Source organism: Streptomyces bambusae (assembly GCF_019400985.1).
Lineage (GTDB): Bacteria > Actinomycetota > Actinomycetes > Streptomycetales > Streptomycetaceae > Streptomyces > Streptomyces bambusae_A.
In genome coordinates, this window is sequence record NZ_WTFF01000172.1 from 1 (window position 1) to 15694 (window position 15694).

Genomic DNA, 15694 nt, shown 5'->3' on the forward strand with positions numbered 1-15694 from the left:
GTGCCGCTGGGCCCGCTGACCCTGCCCGCCGCCGCCCTGGCCGCGTCCTGCGCGGCCGCGACGCTGCTGGCCTCGGCCGTCGAGGCCCGCCAGGCCCGCTCCGGCACCCGCGAGGCCCTGGCGGACCTGGGCACGCCGGGGAAGGTGCTGCGGATCGCCGCCGCGGTACGGGCCACCGCGCTGGTGGCCGTGTGCGTCCCGCTCACCTGGGGCGTGGCACAGCTGACATCGCTCGCGCTGACCGGCTGAGGCCCGGGCGTCGTACGTACGCCCGGCCGTCCGCCAGGAGTTCGCCGCAACGACCTGTGGCGGGGAGGCAACTTCACGGCCGTTTCCGTCGTCTGCCAGAGGTACCGCAAAACCGAGGTACCGCACCACCTGCCAGACGCGAACGGAGCCCTCCGTGCTCATAGGCCTGCTCACCGCCATCGCGGCGTCCATCTGCTACGGCACGGGTTCCGTGCTGCAAGCCGTGGGCTCGCGCCGAGCCGCCCGCAGCTCCCCCGCCGCGGCCGGGGTCACCCAGCACGGCGGCCCCAACCTGGCCTCCACGGCCAAGGCGGCGATGACCTGGGAGTTCATCGTCGGCACCATCCTGGACTTCGTGGGCTTCGGGCTCGGTGCGCTCGCCGCCCGGCTGCTGCCGCTGTTCCTGTCCCAGACCGTCATCAGCGCCAACCTGGTGATCACCGCCGTGCTGAGCGTGAAGATGCTCGGCCTGCGGCTGAGCCGCAAGGAGTGGACCTCGATCGGCGTGGTCTGCGGTGCGCTGGTGCTGCTGGCCACCGCGGCGGGCGACGAGGGCAGCGGCCACACGCCGATCTCCACCCACTGGTGGCTGCTCGCCGTGACCGTGCTGATCATCGTCGGCGGGACCGTGGCCGTCCGCCTCCTCGGCGCCCGCGCCGCCATCCTGGCCGGTCTGCTCTCGGGCCTCGGCTTCGGCGCGCTGGGCGTCGGTGTCCGGGTGCTGAACGGCATCGACCCGTTCGACCTCGGCGCGCTGCTCACCGACCCCGCGCTGTACGCGATCCTGCTGGCCGGCACCGGAGGCATGTACCTGCACACGGTGGCCCTGCAGATCGGCTCCGTGAACGGGGCCACCGCCGCGCTGGTCGTCGGCGAGACCGTGCTGCCGGGCGCGATCGGTGTGCTGTGGCTGGGTGACGCCTCCCGCGCGGGCTTCGCATGGCTGGCGGTGCTGGGCTTCGTCCTGGCCGTCGCAGGCGCCGTGGCGGTGGCCTGGTTCGGCAAGCACGAGGCCGATCCCGCGCAGAGCGCCGAACCGGAGCAGCATGCCGTACCGGTGGCCTGACGCCTCCCCGCCCGCTCCCCCGCGGCCGCCCGGCCGGCAGACCGCGCGGCCCGTCCGGGGACCGGCGCTCAGCCGGCCGGGACGACGACGACCTCGGCCGGGTCGAACCGGGCCGTGACCCGGGCCCCCGGCTCGGGGGCCCCGGCCAGGTCGCACTCGGCCTCCAGGGCCGGCCCCGACTCCGGTTCCAGCGTGAGGGTGACGTGCGTGCCGCGGAAGGTACGGGCCGTGACGACACAGGCCAGGCCGTCACCGCCCAGCAGCACCCCGGCCGGCCGGACCAGGACGCGCTGCTCACCCTGGGGGGAGCCGGCCGGCACGGGGACCGGGCCCCACGGGGTGGCCGCGGCCGTGGCGGAGACGGTGGCCGGGACCACGTTCTCGAAGCCCAGGAAGCGCGCCACGAACTCGGACGCCGGCCGCTGCCACACCTCCAGCGGGCTCCCGGCCTGGGCGATCCGGCCGTCCTGCATCACCACCACCCGGTCGGCCAGGGCGAAGGCCTCGCCCTGGTCGTGGGTGACGGCCAGCACGGTCGTGCCCAGCCGGGAGAACAGCGAGCGCAGCTCCACGGCGAGCCGTTCGCGCAGGCCCCGGTCCAGCTGGCCCAGCGGCTCGTCCAGCATCAGCAGCCGCGGCTGCGGGGCCAGCGCCCGGGCCAGCGCCACCCGCTGCTGCTCGCCGCCCGACAGCGAGGACACGGCCCGGCGCTGCGCACCGGGCAGGCCCACCAGGTCCAGCAGGCCGGCCACCCGCTGCTCGCAGGAGCCCCGGCGGACCCCCCGTACGCGCAGGCCGAAGGCCACGTTGCCGCCGACGTCCCGGTGCGGGAAGAGCTGGTGGTCCTGGAACATCAGCCCCACGCCCCGCCGGTGGGGCGGCACGGCCGCCTGGTCGGCGCCGCCGAGCAGCACCCGGCCGGCGGACAGCGCCTGGAGCCCGGCGACCACCCGCAGCAGCGTGGACTTGCCGCTGCCGCTCGGACCGAGCACGCACACGACCTCGTGCTCGGCGACGCCGAGGTCCACCGCGTCCACGACGGCACGCTCGCCGAAGCGGACCGTGGCCCCGTCCAGTGTGAGCAGCGTCATCAGAACTCTCCCGAGGTCTTGTCGGATCGCAGGCGCTCCAGCAGCAGCAACGACACCGCGCACACCAGCATCAGGATCGTGCTCAGGGCCATCGCCTGTCCGTAGTTGAGCTCGCCCGCACGCCCCAGCAGCCGTGCGACGGCCACCGGCAGCGTCGGCCGGTCGGCCCGCGCGATGAAGACGGTCGCGCCGAACTCGCCGAGCGAGACGGCGAAGGCGAACCCGGCGGCGATCAGCACCGCCCGCCGCACCAGCGGCAGGTCCACCTCCCGCCACACCCGCAGCGGGGGCGCGCCGAGCACGGCCGCCGCCTCGCGCAGCCGCTCGTCCACCGCCCTGAGCACCGGCAGCATGGTCCGTACGACGAAGGGCACGCCGACCAGCGCCTGCGCCAGCGGCACCAGGATCCACGAGGTGCGCAGGTCCAGCGGCGGCTCGTCCAGCGTGATCAGGAACCCGAAGCCGACGGTCACCGCGGACACGCCGAGCGGCAGCATCAGCAGCGCGTCGAAGCCGCGCAGGAACGGTCCCGCGCGCCGGGCCAGCGCGGCGGCGGCCAGCCCCCCGATCGCCAGGGCGATGGCGGTCGCCGCCAGCGCGTACTGCAGGGAGTTCCCCACCGCCTCCAGCGGCGCCACGACGAAGGTCCCGGTCGCCGCGGCGTCCTGCAGGGCCCGGTAGAAGGCGAGCCCGTACCCGCCGGGAGCGTCGAAGGACCGTTCCACCAGGACCGCGAGGGGCGCCACGATGAGCACGGCCACCGTCAGCAGCACCCCGCCGAGCAGCGCCCACTGCCCCGCGCCGTGCGGGCGGACGGCCGTGCGTGAGGGGTCGACCAGCTTCAGCGCCCGCTCGCGCCGGCGCAGCGTCCAGGCGTGCAGGGCGAGAATCGCCCCGACCGCCGCGAACTGCACCAGCGTCAGCACCGCCGCGGTCGGCAGGTCCAGCAGCTGCGCGGTCTGCCGGTAGACCTCCACCTCCAAGGTGGCGTACGCGGGCCCGCCCAGGATCAGTACGACGCCGAACGAGCTGAAGGTGAACAGGAACACCATCAGCGTGGCGGCGCCCACGGCCGGCGCGAGCGCCGGCAGGGTCACCCGTCGCCAGGCGGCGAACCGGCCCGCGCCCAGCACCCGGGCGGCCTCCTCCTGCCGCGGGTCGAGCTGGGCCCACAGGCCGCCGACCGTGCGGACGACGACGGCGTAGTTGAAGAAGACGTGGGCGAGGAGGATCGCCCACACCGTGGTGTCCAGCCGGACGCCCCACAGCTCGTCCAGCAGTCCGCCGCGGCCGACCAGCGCCAGGAAGGCGCTGCCGACGACCACGGTGGGCAGCACGAACGGCACGGTCACCACCGCCCGCAGCACCTGCCGGCCGGGGAAGTCCAGGCGGGCGAAGACGTACGCGGCCGGCAGGGCGAGGACCAGCGTGAGCGCGGTGGAGGCCACCGCCTGCCAAGTGGTGAACCACAGCACGTCCGCGATGTCCGGCCGGGTCACCACCTCGCCGATCCGGCCGAACTGCCAGCCGGTATCGGTGCGCAGGCCCCGGCCGACGATCGCGGCGACCGGGTAGGCGAAGAAGAGGCCGAAGAAGGCCAGCGGCACCGCCATCAGGCCGAGCCGGACCAGCGACGGCCCCGCCCCGCCCGCCTTCGGCCCGGTACCGGCTACTTCACGACGAGCGAGGTCCATGCCTTGACCCACTGCTCACGGTTCTTGGCGATCGTGTCCGGAGCGACGTTCTCCGGCTTGTCGACCACCACGCCGTGCCTGGTGAAGATCTCGGGCAGCTTCGCGTCCTTGACCACCGGGTTCACGAACATCTGGAGCGGCATGTCCTCCTGGAACTTCTTGCTCACCAGAAAGTCGATCAGGGCCTTGCCGCCCTCCTCGTTGGCCGCGCCCTTGAGCAGGCCGGCGAACTCCACCTGGCGGAAGCAGGTGCCGGTGGCGACGCCCGTGGGGGCCTCGGCCGGCTGCGGCTCGCCGTAGAGCACCTCGACCGGGGGGCTGGAGGCGTAGGAGACGACCAGCGGCCGGTCGCCCTTGGCCTTCTTGCCGCCCGCGGAGCCCGAGAAGCGCTCGTTGTAGGCCTGCTCCCAGCCGTCGACGACCTCGACGCCGTTGGCCTTGAGCTTGCTCCAGTAGTCCTTCCAGCCCTCGTCGCCGTACTTGCCGACGGTGGCCAGCAGGAAGCCGAGGCCCGGCGAGGAGGTCGCCGCGTTCTCGGTGACGAGGAGGTTCTTGTACTCCGGCTTGACCAGGTCGTCCAGGGTCTGCGGCGGGGCGATCTTCTTGTCCGCGAAGTACGCCTTGTCGTAGTTGACGCAGATGTCGCCGCTGTCGACCGGGGTGACCCGGTGCTGCGCCTTGTCGAGCTGGACCTCGTCCTTGACCTCGGCCAGGCCCTTGGCCTCGTACGGGGTGAAGATCCCGTTGTCGAGGGCGCGCGAGAGCATCGTGTTGTCGACGCCGAAGAAGACGTCGCCGCGCGGGTGGCCCTTGGTGAGGATCTCGGCGTTCAGGGCGGCGCCGGCGTCACCGCTCTTGAGCACCTTGACGGTGTAGCCGGAGGCCTGCTCGAACTCCTTGAGGACCGCGTCGGTCACGGCGAAGGAGTCGTGGCTGACCAGGGTCACGGTCTTCGGCTTCGGGGACCCGCTCGCGGCGTCCTTGTCCTTGGCGTCGCCGCCGCCGCACGCGGCCAGTGTGGTGACCCCGAGGGCCGCGGCGAGCGCGGTGCCCGCCAGCTTCTTGGTGGTGCTCAACGTGATTCCTCCTGGAGTGGACCAGGAGAAGACGCGGCCCCGCCCGGGCGCTGACGATCTGACGATACGGAGCGGACGCCCGGGCAGGGCGCAACAGCTTGAGGTGGTGACCGAACTTCCTACCCAGAATGACCTGGGCAAGGTTCTGAGGGTCTGCGGCGCCGTGCTTGTTCGAAAAGCGTGTGCCGCACTCTCAGCGCTGTGGCGCTCCCCTGTCGGAATATGTGGATGTACGGGGGTCAGGTTACCGCTCGCTCGCGGCGAGCTGGCCGCAGGCTCCGTCGATCTCCTGGCCGCGGGTGTCCCGGACCGTGACCGGTACGCCGTGGGCGGCGATGGCCTCGACGAACGCCCGCTCGTCCTCGGGGCGGGAGGCGGTCCACTTGGAGCCGGGGGTCGGGTTCAGCGGGATCAGGTTCACGTGCACCCGCTTGCCCTTGAGCAGCCGGCCCAGCAGGTCGCCGCGCCAGGCCTGGTCGTTGATGTCGCGGATCAGCGCGTACTCGATGGACACGCGGCGGCCGGACTTCTCGGCGTACTCCCAGGCGGCGTCGAGGACCTCGCGGACCTTCCACCGGGTGTTCACGGGCACCAGGGTGTCGCGCAGCTCGTCGTCGGGCGCGTGCAGCGAGACCGCGAGGCGGCACTTGAAGCCCTCGTCGGCGAACCGCAGCATGGCCGGGACCAGGCCGACGGTGGAGACGGTGATGCCGCGCTGGGACAGGCCCAGGCCGTCGGGCTCGGGGTCGGTGAGGCGGCGGATGGCGCCGACGACCCGCTTGTAGTTGGCCAGCGGCTCGCCCATGCCCATGAAGACGATGTTCGACAGGCGGGCGGGGCCTCCGGGGACCTCGCCGTCGCGCAGGGCGCGCATGCCGTCGACGATCTGGTGGACGATCTCGGCGGTGGACAGGTTGCGGTCCAGGCCCGCCTGGCCGGTGGCGCAGAACGGGCAGTTCATGCCGCAGCCGGCCTGCGAGGAGATGCACATGGTGACCCGGTCGGGGTAGCGCATCAGGACGGACTCCACGAGGGTGCCGTCGTGCAGCTTCCACAGGGTCTTGCGGGTGGTGTCGTCGTCGCACGAGATGTGCCGCACCACGGACATCAGGTCCGGCAGCAGCTCCTGCTGGAGCTTCTCGCGGGAGCCGGCCGGGATGTCCGTCCACTGGGCCGGGTCGTGCGCGTACCGGGCGAAGTAGTGCTGGGAGAGCTGCTTGGCCCGGAAGGGCTTCTCGCCGATCGCGGCGACCGCCTCGCGGCGCTCGGCCGGGCTGAGGTCGGCCAGGTGCCGCGGGGGCTTCTTGGCTCCGCGGGGGGCGACGAAGGTGAGCTCTCCCGGTGCGGGGCGGGCCATGGCAGGTACTCCTCTAAGACGAAAGGCGCGCTGCACCGGCAGCGCGCCTTTCCAGAGTACCGGGTGGCTCCCGGGCCGGGCCGGTTCAGCCGGTGCCGACGAAGGCCGCGAGCAGCAGCCACACCACCGGAGCCGTCGGCAGCAGCGAGTCCAGGCGGTCCATGATGCCCCCGTGGCCGGGGAGCAGGGTGCCCATGTCCTTGATGCCGAGGTCCCGCTTGATCATCGACTCGCCGAGGTCGCCCAGGGTGGCGCTGACGGCCACGGCCAGGCCCAGCAGGAGCCCCTGCCACCAGCTGCCGCCGTCGACGAGGAACTCCATGCACAGCGCGCCGGCCACCATGGCGAAGGCCACCGCCCCCAGCAGCCCCTCGCGGGTCTTGCCGGGGCTGATGCGCGGGGCGAGCTTGTGCTTGCCGAAGCGCCAGCCGACCGCGTAGGCCCCGGTGTCGCTGACCACGGTCAGCACCAGGAAGGTGACGACCCGCTGCGGGCCGTCCTCGGCGGTCAGCAGCATGGCCACGAACGTGGCGAGGAACGGCACGTAGAAGGCGGCGAAGACACCCGCCGTGACGTCCTTGAGGTAGTCCTCCGGCGGCTCCGTCATCCGCCACACGAGCACGGCGAGCGCCGTCAGGGCCATCGCCACCCACGCGCCCTCGGCCCCGCGGACGTATCCGGCGATGACCATCGCGGCACCGCCGACCGCCAGCGGTACCAGGGGCGCCTTGATGCCCTTGCGCTCCTGGAGCCGGGACGTCAGCTCCCACAGGCCGACGACGACCGCGACGACGACGACGCCGACGAAGACCGCCTTGACGATGAACAGCGAAGCGAAGATCACCGCACCGAGGCCGACACCGACCCCTATGGCAGCGCGCAGGTCCCGGCCCGCCCGCTTCTTCGGCGGGGGCTGCGAGGAGGCCTGCGGGGCCTGCGAAGGTGGCGTGGGCATGGGCTCCTGCGGCGGCAGCTCGGCACGGACCGGGGGGCCGCCCGGAAGGGCAGCCCCCCGATCATAAGCCGGACCCGCCGGAACCGGCTCCGCGGCCCAGGGAGAGTCGTTCATCAGACCTCGAGCAGCTCGGCTTCCTTGTGCTTGAGCAGCTCGTCCACCTGCGCTACGTACTTCGCGGTGGTGTCGTCGAGCTCCTTCTCGGCGCGGCGCACCTCGTCCTCGCCGGCCTCCTTGTCCTTGACCAGCTTGTCGAGGGCGTCCTTGGCCTTGCGGCGGACGGAGCGGATCGAGACGCGCGAGTCCTCGGCCTTGCCCTTGGCGACCTTGATGTAGTCGCGGCGGCGCTCCTCGGTCAGCTCGGGGAACACCACCCGGATGATGTTGCCGTCGTTGCTGGGGTTGACACCGAGGTCGGAGTCGCGGATGGCCTGCTCGATGTTGCGCAGGGCGCTCTTGTCGAACGGGGTCACGACCGCCATGCGCGGCTCGGGGACCGAGAAGGACGCCAGCTGGTTGATGGGCGTGATGGCGCCGTAGTAGTCCGCCACGATCTTGTTGAACATCGCCGGGTGCGCACGGCCGGTGCGGATCGCGGCGAAGTCCTCCTTGGCGACCACGACGGCCTTCTCCATCTTCTCCTCGGCCTCGAGGAGGATTTCTTCGATCACCACGTGCTCCTGCATGTCTTGAATGGATGGTTCAGGCGGGCTGGCCGGGCCGTGTGGAGCCCGGCAGAGCGGTCAGGCCCGGGTGCCCTGGTCGCTCACGAGCGTGCCGATCTTCTCACCCTTGACGGCGCGGGCGATATTGCCTTCGGCGAGGAGCTCGAAGACGAGGATCGGCAGCTTGTTGTCGCGGCACAGCGTGATGGCGGTGGCGTCGGCGACCTTCAGGTCGCGGGAGAGCACCTCGCCGTACTCCAGCGCGTCGAACTTGACGGCGTCCGGGTTGGTCTTCGGGTCGGAGTCGTACACGCCGTCGACGCCGTTCTTGCCCATGAGCAGTCCCTCGGCGTCGATCTCCAGCGCGCGCTGGGCGGCGGTGGTGTCGGTGGAGAAGTAGGGCATGCCCATGCCCGCGCCGAAGATCACGACGCGGCCCTTCTCCAGGTGGCGCACGGCGCGCAGCGGGATGTACGGCTCCGCGACCTGGCCCATGGTGATGGCGGTCTGGACGCGGGAGTCGATGCCCTCCTTCTCCAGGAAGTCCTGGAGGGCGAGGCAGTTCATGACCGTGCCGAGCATGCCCATGTAGTCGGACCGGGCCCGGTCCATGCCGCGCTGCTGGAGCTCGGCACCGCGGAAGAAGTTGCCGCCGCCGATGACGACGGCGATCTCCGCGCCGTCACGGACGACCGCGGCGATCTCGCGCGCGATGGCGTGCACGACGTCGGGGTCGACGCCCAGGCCCCCGCCGCCGGAGAAGGCCTCACCGGACAGCTTCAGCATGAAGCGCCGGCCCTTCTTCTCGTGGTCGCTCTGGTCGTCGGAAGCGGTGTGGGGGTCCACGCCCTGATTCATGGAGATCTCCTCGTGCACATACGAAGAAGGCCATTGCCGGTGGGTCCTTGCGGTTCCCTCTTCGGCAATGGCCTCCTCGTCAGATCTGCGGTCGTTCCGCGCGGACGCGGCCGACTGCTTCAGACCCTATCGGGGTCCGGGTGTCCGTCGCGTACGGACAGAACTCAGATGCCGACCTTGATGCGCGAGAAGCGCTTCAGGGTGACACCGGCGCCGTCCAGGACCTGCTGGACGGTCTTCTTGTTGTCCAGCGCGTACGGCTGGCCAAGCAGGGTGGCGTCCTTGAAGAAGCCGTTGAGGCGACCCTCGACGATCTTCGGGAGCGCGGCCTCGGGCTTGCCCTCGGCGCGGGTGGTCTCCTCGGCGACGCGGCGCTCGGACTCGACGACCTCGGCCGGGACGTCTTCCTTGGCGAGGTACTTCGGGGCGAACGCGGCGATGTGCTGCGCGATGCCCTTGGCCAGGTCGGCGTCGGCCTTGTCCAGCTCGACCAGGACACCGATCTGCGGCGGCAGGTCGGGCATGGTGCGGTGCATGTAGGAGAACACGAAGCCGTCGGCGAACTGCGCGAAGCGGTCCAGGACGATCTTCTCGCCGAGGTTGGCGTTGGCCTCGTCGACGAAGGCCTGGACGGTCTTGCCGGCCTCGATCTCGGAGGCGAGCAGGGCGTCGATGTCCGCCGGGGAGGTGGCGGCCACGTGCTTGGCCAGGTCGTTGGCGACGGCCAGGAACTTGTCACCCTTGGCGACGAAGTCCGTCTCGCACTTCAGCTCGACCAGCACACCCGAGGTGTTGTCGTCGGCGATGAGGGACACGACGGCACCGTTCTCGGCAGAACGGCCCTCGCGCTTGGCGACGCCCTTCTGGCCCTTGATGCGCAGCGCCTCGACGGCCTTGTCGACGTTGCCCTCGGCCTCGTCCAGCGCCTTCTTGCAGTCCATCATGCCGGCGCCGGTGAGCTCGCGGAGCTTCTTGACGTCAGCGGCGGTGTAGTTCGCCATGAGTCTGTGATTCTCTCTCGAAGTCGTAGATCTACGGGTGAACGGCGGAGGAGCCGCGCTTGTGACGCTTCTCCCCCGCCGTCATCTTCCGTGCTGCGAGTGCCCGGCGCGTGAACGCCGGGCACTCTCAGTGGGTCAGGCCTGCTCGGCGTCGGCGGCCGGAGCCTCGGCCGCGGGGGCCTCGGCGGCCGGGGCCTCGGCCGGCTTCTCGTCGGACTTCTTCTCGCCCTCGAGGAGGTCGCGCTCCCACTCGGCGAGCGGCTCGCCGGCGGCCTTGTCGCCCGGCTTCGAGTCACCGGCGGCAACGCCGGAACGGGCGATGAGGCCCTCGGCGACGGCGTCGGCGATCACACGGGTGAGCAGGGTGACGGAGCGGATCGCGTCGTCGTTGCCCGGGATCTTGTAGTCGACCTCGTCGGGGTCGCAGTTGGTGTCGAGGATCGCGACGACCGGGATGTGGAGCTTGCGCGCCTCACCGACGGCGATGTGCTCCTTCTTGGTGTCGACGATCCAGACGGCGCTCGGCACCTTCTGCATCTCGCGGATACCACCGAGGGTCTTCTCCAGCTTGGCCTTCTCGCGGGAGAGGACCAGGAGCTCCTTCTTGGTGAGGCCGGAGGCGGCCACGTCCTCGAAGTCGATCGCCTCGAGCTCCTTCAGACGCTGAAGGCGCTTGTAGACGGTGGAGAAGTTGGTGAGCATGCCGCCCAGCCAGCGCTGGTTGACGTAGGGCATGCCGACGCGGGTCGCCTGCTCGGCGATCGCCTCCTGCGCCTGCTTCTTGGTGCCGACGAACATGATGGAGCCGCCGTGCGCGACGGTCTCCTTGACGAACTCGTAGGCGCGGTCGATGTACGACAGCGACTGGAGCAGGTCGATGATGTAGATGCCGTTGCGCTCGGTGAAGATGAAGCGCTTCATCTTCGGGTTCCAGCGACGGGTCTGGTGACCGAAGTGGACGCCGCTCTCCAGCAGCTCCCGCATCGTGACGACGGCCATGGCCGTATCTCCTTGGATTCTCGGTTTCATTCCTGACGCCCCGGCGCGTCCTGCCCCCGGGAAGGGGACCGAGAGACGCTGTCACCCGACCGTTCGACCGGCCGGTGCTGGGGCGTGCGAAGTCGACCCGGTGACCCGGATCGCCACCAGAAGTGTACGGGACCCGGAAGCGTGCCGGGTGACGCCCTTGTCCACGCGCTTGTCCACAACGGCCTGGTTGTCCACAGGCCCGGGCCCGCCGACGGTGGGACGCGGGACGCTGGCGGGCATGACGACCTTGCTGCTGACCCTGCTGGTGTCCCCGCTGCTGGCCCTGCTGCCGGCGCTGCCACTCCCGGCTGCGCCGCCGCTGCCGCCTGCGCCGTCTCCTCGCGCGGCCGCGCCCGCGCCGTACGTGCGTCCGCTGCCCGGCCCGCTGGAGGTGGTCCGGTGGTGGGATCCGCCGCCCACGCCGTACGCCGCCGGGCACCGGGGCGTGGACCTGGCGGCGCCGGTGGGCGCACGGGTGCGCGCGGTGGCGCCCGGCCGGGTGCACTACGCCGGTCAGGTGGCCGGGCGCGGCGTGCTCTCACTCACCCTGCCGGGCGGGCTGCGCACCACGTACGAGCCGGTGCGCCCGCTGGTGGGAGCGGGCGAGGAGGTGCGGGCGGGGCAGGTGGTGGCCGTGCTCACCGGGGGCCCGCACTGCGCGGTGCCGTGCCTGCACTGGGGCCTGCTGGCGGGCGAGGCCTACCTCGACCCGCTCGCCCTGGTCCCGCGGACGACGCCCCGGCTGCTGCCGCTGGCCGCGGGCTCAGCCCCGTACGCCGCGCAGGGCCATGGCCACGGCGGTGTCCGTGATCTCGGCCGGGTCCTCGGCGCCGAGCTCGATCCGGCGGACCGCGGCGTCCACGACGCCTTGCAGGAGCAGGGCGGCGAGCGACGGCCGGGCGTGGCCGAGCGCGCCGAGCGCCTCGACGATCATGGCCACGAGCCCGCCGTGGGCCGCGCGGATCTTCTCCCGGGCGCCGGCGTCCAGCTCGCTCGCGGAGATCGCCACGACCGCCCGGTGCCGGCGGTCGCCGACCAGGGCGAGCTGGCTGCGCACATACGCCTCGACCTTGGCCTCGGGCTCCGGGGCGGCCTCCATCGCCGCCTGGATCTCGGCCGCCCAGACGGGGAAGTCCACCGCGCACAGCTCTTCGACGACGGCGGCGCGCGAGCGGAAGTACTCGTAGACGGAGGACCGGGCGAGCCCGGTCCGCTCGGCGAGGGCGGGGAAGGTCAGGGCTTCCGTCCCGCCTTCGGAGAGGAGGGTCCGCGCGGCGTCCAGGAGGGCGTCGCGCTGCATCATCCGGTGCTCGGCCACCGAGGCCGCTCGAATCCTGGGCACGCCACCACTCTACGGAGGGCAGCGGGGGTCAACGCCCCACATCGGCGAGCTTCGCCCGTAGTTGCAGCACGGACTTGGTGTGGATCTGGCTGACGCGGCTCTCGGTGACGCCGAGCACGTTGCCGATCTCGGCGAGGGTGAGTCCCTCGTAGTAGTAGAGGGTCACCACCGTCTTCTCGCGCTCCGGGAGGGTGTTGATCGCCCGGGCCAGCAGCCGGCGCAGCTCGCGGTCCTCGGCCACCTCGACCGGGTTGTCGGCGGCGGTGTCCTCCAGGGTGTCCATCAGGGACAGGCTGTCGCCGCTCTCCGCGCCGACGTGCAGCAGCTCCTCCAGCGCGACCACGTTGGCCAGGGACAACTGACTGAAGACGGAGTGGAGTTCCTCCACCGCGATGCCCATCTCCCGGGCCACCTCGGTCTCGGTCGGGGTGCGCCGCAGCTGGGCCTCCAGCGTGGCGTAGGCCCGCTCCACGGCGCGCGCCTTCTGCCGCACGGAGCGGGGGATCCAGTCCAGCGCGCGCAGCTCGTCGATCATCGCGCCCCGGATCCGGGTGATCGCGTACGTCTCGAACTTGATGGACCGGTCGATGTCGAACTTCTCGATGGCGTCGATCAGCCCGAAGACCCCCGAGGAGACGAAGTCGGCCTGCTCCACGTTGGGCGGCAGGCCCACGCTGACCCGCCCGGCCACGTACTTCACCAGGGGCGAGTAGTGCAGGATCAGCTGCTCCCGCAGCCGTTCGTCGCCGGTGTCCTTGTAGGAGCGCCACAGCGTGTCCAGGGACGAGGGCGCGGTGGACCGCTCGCTGCCGCGGGCAGCGGGGGGCACCGCAGCGCGGTCAGACCCTGGGGTGTGCTGGGGCATGCTTCGCCTTTGTCGGGGCTGGATTGCTTGGGAGCGTAGCGTGACTGGAGTGTCGCGGTGCGCGAAGAGTACGGGATCCCGCAGGGCAGCAGAGGCGGCCGGCGCCGCGCGGGTGGTCCGGGACCGGCGCCTCGCGCACGGCCCCGGCGGCTGTCACCGGAACGACCGCTTCACTCATCGGCGTCACTCTTTCACCGGAACGCCCCAGGTCAACGACCGCCTCGCCGGGTGACACCGGTTCGAGTGGTCCCGGCGCGCTGGTGTGCGGTCAACCGCCAGCCCCCGCCCTGCCGTTCGACGAACCCCAGAGAGTGAAGTTCGTACAGTCTGCCGATGACTTCATCTGTCGCGGTGCCCGCGGCCAGCGCCACGTCCTCGGCGTCGGCCGCACCTGTCGCGGGCAGGGCTTCGAGCACCCGGGCGGCGGCCGGTCCGAGCAGGTCCCGGGCCAGCACCGGGCCGCGCCGCTCGGGGGCCAGCTCGCCCATGCCGCCGACCAGCTCCACCACCTCGTCGGCGTCGGTGACGAGCGTGCCCTCCCCGCGCAGCAGTTCGTGCACCCCGGCGGACAGTCCGCTGGTGGCGGGCCCGGGCACGCCCATGGTGAACCGGCCGAGCTCCCCGGCCCGCCGGGCGGTGACCAGCGAGCCGCTGCGCAGGGCGGCCTCGACCACGACGGTGCCGCGGGTGAGGGCGGCGATGACCCGGTTGCGCAGCACGAACCGGCTGCGGGTGGGGTGGCTGCCGGGCGGCAGCTCGCCCACCAGCAGCCCCTGGGCGGCGATCCGGCCGAGCAGGACGGCGTGCCCGCGCGGGTAGGGCACGTCCACCCCGCACGCCAGCACCGCCACGGTCGCCCCGCCGGCCGCGAGCGCGCCGCGGTGGGCGGACCCGTCGACCCCGAAGGCCCCGCCGGAGACCACCACCCAGCCGCGCTCGGCGAGCCCGGCGCCGAGGGTCTGGGCCATGTGCGCCCCGTACGGGGTACAGGCCCGGGCGCCGACCACGGCGACGGACTTCAGCGCCCAGGTCCGCAGGTCGGCCCCGCCGCGCAGCCACAGGCCGAGCGGCCGGGCGTCCCCGAGGTCGTCGAGCTGGCTCGGCCACCCGGCCCCGCCGGGGCACAGGAAGCGGCCGCCCGCGCCGGCGATCAGCTCCAGGTCCCGCTCGGGGCGGGCGGCCGCGGCCCGCTTGCGGTACCCGGCCAGCCGCTCCTGCCCGACCCCGCGCAGCTCCCGGCCCGCCTCCTCGGGCCCGGTCAGCAGCCGTACCACCTCGGCGGCGCCGAGCTCGCGCACCCAGCGCCCCGCGCGAGCGTCCCCGGGCTCGACCACCCGGGTCAGCGCCGCCCGGGCCAGCAGCTCGGCCTCGTCCACGGGCGGCATCACACACCCACCGGGCCGAGCGGCACGCCCCGCGCGATGCCGGTGCGCAGTTCCAGGGCGACGGCGACGTCCAGGGCGTCGGGCCGGTCCTTGCCGCCGAGGTCGGCGACCGTCCAGGCGACCCGGAGCACCCGGTCCAGCCCGCGCGCGGTGAGCAGACCGCGCTCCAGGTCCCGCTCGGCCTGCGACAGCGCGCCGGGGGCGGGGTGCCAGCGGGTGCGCATCTCGTGGCCGGGGATCTCGCTGTTGACGGACCACGGTGTCTCCGCCAGCCTGGCCGCCGCTCTGGCCCGTGCCTCGGCCACCCGCCCGGCGACGACGGCGCTGGACTCGCCCCGGCCGCCCCGGCCCAGCAGGTCGCAGCGGCCGACGGCCTCCACCGCGACCCGCAGGTCCACCCGGTCCATGAGCGGACCGGACAGCCGGGCCTGGTAGCGCCGGATCGCCGAGGGCGGGCACTCGCAGCCGGCGGCGCCGCCGACGGCGCTGTACCGGCCGCACGGGCAGGGGTTGGCGGCCAGCACCATGAGGAAGCGGGCGGGCAGCCGGACCACTCCGGCGGCCCGGGCGACCACCACGTGCCCGGACTCCAGCGGCTGCCGCAGGGCGTCGAGGACGCGCGTACCGAACTCGGGCGCCTCGTCCAAAAACAGCACGCCCCGGTGGGCCAGCGAGACCGCCCCGGGCCGCGGCACCCCCTGGCCGCCGCCGATCAGCGACTGGAGGGTGGCCGAGTGGTGCGGGGCGCAGTACGGCGGCGCCCCGGCCAGGGCCCCGCCGGGCGGCAGCGTCCCCGCGACCGAGTGGACCGCGGTGACCTCCAGGGACTCCTGCCGGGTCAGCGGCGGCAGGATGCCGGGCAGCCGCTCGGCCAGCATGGTCTTGCCCGCGCCGGGCGGGCCGGTGAGGAAGAGGTGGTGGCCGCCGGCCGCGGCCACCTCCAGGGCCCGGCGGGCCACCGGCTGCCCCGCCACGTCGGCGAGGTCGGGCAGCCCGGGCTCCGCCCCGCCACCCGGGCCGTCCGCGCCCGGCCCCGCCCGCCCACACGCCCCGGCGCGCCC

Annotated in this window: 14 protein-coding genes and 2 pseudogenes; 3 read left to right on the top strand and 13 right to left on the bottom strand. The window is 72.8% G+C overall.

The genetic code is table 11. From position 1 onward, the window contains the following. Together GPJ59_RS22310 and GPJ59_RS22315 are read left to right on the top strand one after the other, a co-directional pair. Positions 1 to 249 (top strand): annotated as a pseudogene (locus tag GPJ59_RS22310) (hypothetical protein); the annotation flags it as partial. Between the two features lie 154 nt (positions 250 to 403). After that, the gene (locus tag GPJ59_RS22315; RefSeq protein WP_219669026.1) at positions 404 to 1315 is read left to right on the top strand and encodes a hypothetical protein; all 912 of its coding nucleotides are present in this window, start codon (positions 404 to 406) and stop codon (positions 1313 to 1315) included. A gap of 68 nt (positions 1316 to 1383) precedes the next feature. On the opposite strand, the gene GPJ59_RS22320 is transcribed toward GPJ59_RS22315, so the two are convergent. The 9 genes from GPJ59_RS22320 to rpsB form a co-directional block, all read right to left on the bottom strand. Beyond that, positions 1384 to 2400 carry an ABC transporter ATP-binding protein gene (locus GPJ59_RS22320; RefSeq protein ID WP_219669048.1) on the bottom strand — a complete coding sequence of 339 codons (1017 nt, stop codon included), beginning with the start codon at positions 2398 to 2400 and terminating at the stop codon, positions 1384 to 1386. A gap of 5 nt (positions 2401 to 2405) precedes the next feature. Further along, a complete protein-coding gene (locus GPJ59_RS22325; RefSeq protein ID WP_258024753.1) occupies positions 2406 to 4019 on the bottom strand; it encodes an ABC transporter permease in 1614 nt (537 codons plus the stop codon). 56 nt (positions 4020 to 4075) lie between these two features. Continuing rightward, positions 4076 to 5176: a thiamine ABC transporter substrate-binding protein gene (locus GPJ59_RS22330; RefSeq protein ID WP_219669029.1), complete on the bottom strand. Its 1101-nt coding sequence runs from the start codon at positions 5174 to 5176 to the stop codon at positions 4076 to 4078. Positions 5177 to 5420: 244 nt separating this feature from the next. Beyond that, positions 5421 to 6533, bottom strand: a complete 1113-nt coding sequence (gene rlmN / locus GPJ59_RS22335) for a 23S rRNA (adenine(2503)-C(2))-methyltransferase RlmN (RefSeq protein WP_219669032.1) — start codon at positions 6531 to 6533, stop codon at positions 5421 to 5423. A gap of 85 nt (positions 6534 to 6618) precedes the next feature. Further along, positions 6619 to 7602, bottom strand: coding sequence for a phosphatidate cytidylyltransferase (locus tag GPJ59_RS22340; RefSeq protein ID WP_219669033.1), 984 nt, complete (start codon positions 7600 to 7602; stop codon positions 6619 to 6621). Next, a complete protein-coding gene (frr, locus tag GPJ59_RS22345) occupies positions 7602 to 8159 on the bottom strand; it encodes a ribosome recycling factor (RefSeq protein WP_125642143.1) in 558 nt (185 codons plus the stop codon). The genes GPJ59_RS22340 and frr overlap by 1 nt, the downstream gene beginning before the upstream one ends. 72 nt (positions 8160 to 8231) lie before the next feature. Next, positions 8232 to 9011, bottom strand: a complete 780-nt coding sequence (gene pyrH, locus GPJ59_RS22350) for a UMP kinase (RefSeq protein ID WP_219669038.1) — start codon at positions 9009 to 9011, stop codon at positions 8232 to 8234. A 164-nt stretch (positions 9012 to 9175) separates the two neighbouring features. Next, positions 9176 to 10012, bottom strand: a complete 837-nt coding sequence (gene tsf, locus GPJ59_RS22355; RefSeq protein ID WP_219669039.1) for a translation elongation factor Ts — start codon at positions 10010 to 10012, stop codon at positions 9176 to 9178. A 135-nt stretch (positions 10013 to 10147) separates the two neighbouring features. Then, complete coding sequence (gene rpsB, locus GPJ59_RS22360; RefSeq protein WP_219669040.1) at positions 10148 to 11011, bottom strand: 30S ribosomal protein S2; 864 nt, start codon at positions 11009 to 11011, stop codon at positions 10148 to 10150. Positions 11012 to 11279: 268 nt separating this feature from the next. Here rpsB and GPJ59_RS22365 point away from each other — a divergent pair. Then, positions 11280 to 11693 (top strand): annotated as a pseudogene (locus tag GPJ59_RS22365) (peptidoglycan DD-metalloendopeptidase family protein); the annotation flags it as partial. A gap of 111 nt (positions 11694 to 11804) precedes the next feature. Here GPJ59_RS22365 and GPJ59_RS22370 read toward each other — a convergent pair. The 4 genes from GPJ59_RS22370 to GPJ59_RS22385 form a co-directional block, all read right to left on the bottom strand. Continuing rightward, positions 11805 to 12341: a TetR/AcrR family transcriptional regulator gene (locus GPJ59_RS22370; protein WP_219669050.1), complete on the bottom strand. Its 537-nt coding sequence runs from the start codon at positions 12339 to 12341 to the stop codon at positions 11805 to 11807. Positions 12342 to 12411: 70 nt separating this feature from the next. Next, the gene (whiG, locus tag GPJ59_RS22375; protein WP_219669041.1) at positions 12412 to 13248 is read right to left on the bottom strand and encodes an RNA polymerase sigma factor WhiG; all 837 of its coding nucleotides are present in this window, start codon (positions 13246 to 13248) and stop codon (positions 12412 to 12414) included. Positions 13249 to 13457: 209 nt separating this feature from the next. Beyond that, positions 13458 to 14633, bottom strand: a complete 1176-nt coding sequence (gene dprA, locus GPJ59_RS22380; RefSeq protein WP_219669044.1) for a DNA-processing protein DprA — start codon at positions 14631 to 14633, stop codon at positions 13458 to 13460. Beyond that, positions 14633 to 15694, bottom strand: a 1062-nt coding sequence (locus GPJ59_RS22385) for a YifB family Mg chelatase-like AAA ATPase (RefSeq protein ID WP_219669046.1), incomplete at its 5' end; no start/stop codon positions are given. The genes GPJ59_RS22385 and dprA, both read right to left, overlap by 1 nt.

Bases quoted from the DNA above. Each gene is read 5' to 3' on its own strand.
- GPJ59_RS22325 (WP_258024753.1), bottom strand. From the start codon at position 4,019: ATGGCGGTGCCGCTGGCCTTCTTCGGCCTCTTCTTCGCCTACCCGGTC.
- rlmN (WP_219669032.1), bottom strand. From the start codon at position 6,533: ATGGCCCGCCCCGCACCGGGAGAGCTCACCTTCGTCGCCCCCCGCGGA.
- GPJ59_RS22340 (WP_219669033.1), bottom strand. From the start codon at position 7,602: ATGAACGACTCTCCCTGGGCCGCGGAGCCGGTTCCGGCGGGTCCGGCT.
- pyrH (WP_219669038.1), bottom strand. From the start codon at position 9,011: ATGAATCAGGGCGTGGACCCCCACACCGCTTCCGACGACCAGAGCGAC.
- tsf (WP_219669039.1), bottom strand. From the start codon at position 10,012: ATGGCGAACTACACCGCCGCTGACGTCAAGAAGCTCCGCGAGCTCACC.
- rpsB (WP_219669040.1), bottom strand. From the start codon at position 11,011: ATGGCCGTCGTCACGATGCGGGAGCTGCTGGAGAGCGGCGTCCACTTC.
- GPJ59_RS22370 (WP_219669050.1), bottom strand. From the start codon at position 12,341: ATGCAGCGCGACGCCCTCCTGGACGCCGCGCGGACCCTCCTCTCCGAA.
- whiG (WP_219669041.1), bottom strand. From the start codon at position 13,248: ATGCCCCAGCACACCCCAGGGTCTGACCGCGCTGCGGTGCCCCCCGCT.
- dprA (WP_219669044.1), bottom strand. From the start codon at position 14,633: ATGCCGCCCGTGGACGAGGCCGAGCTGCTGGCCCGGGCGGCGCTGACC.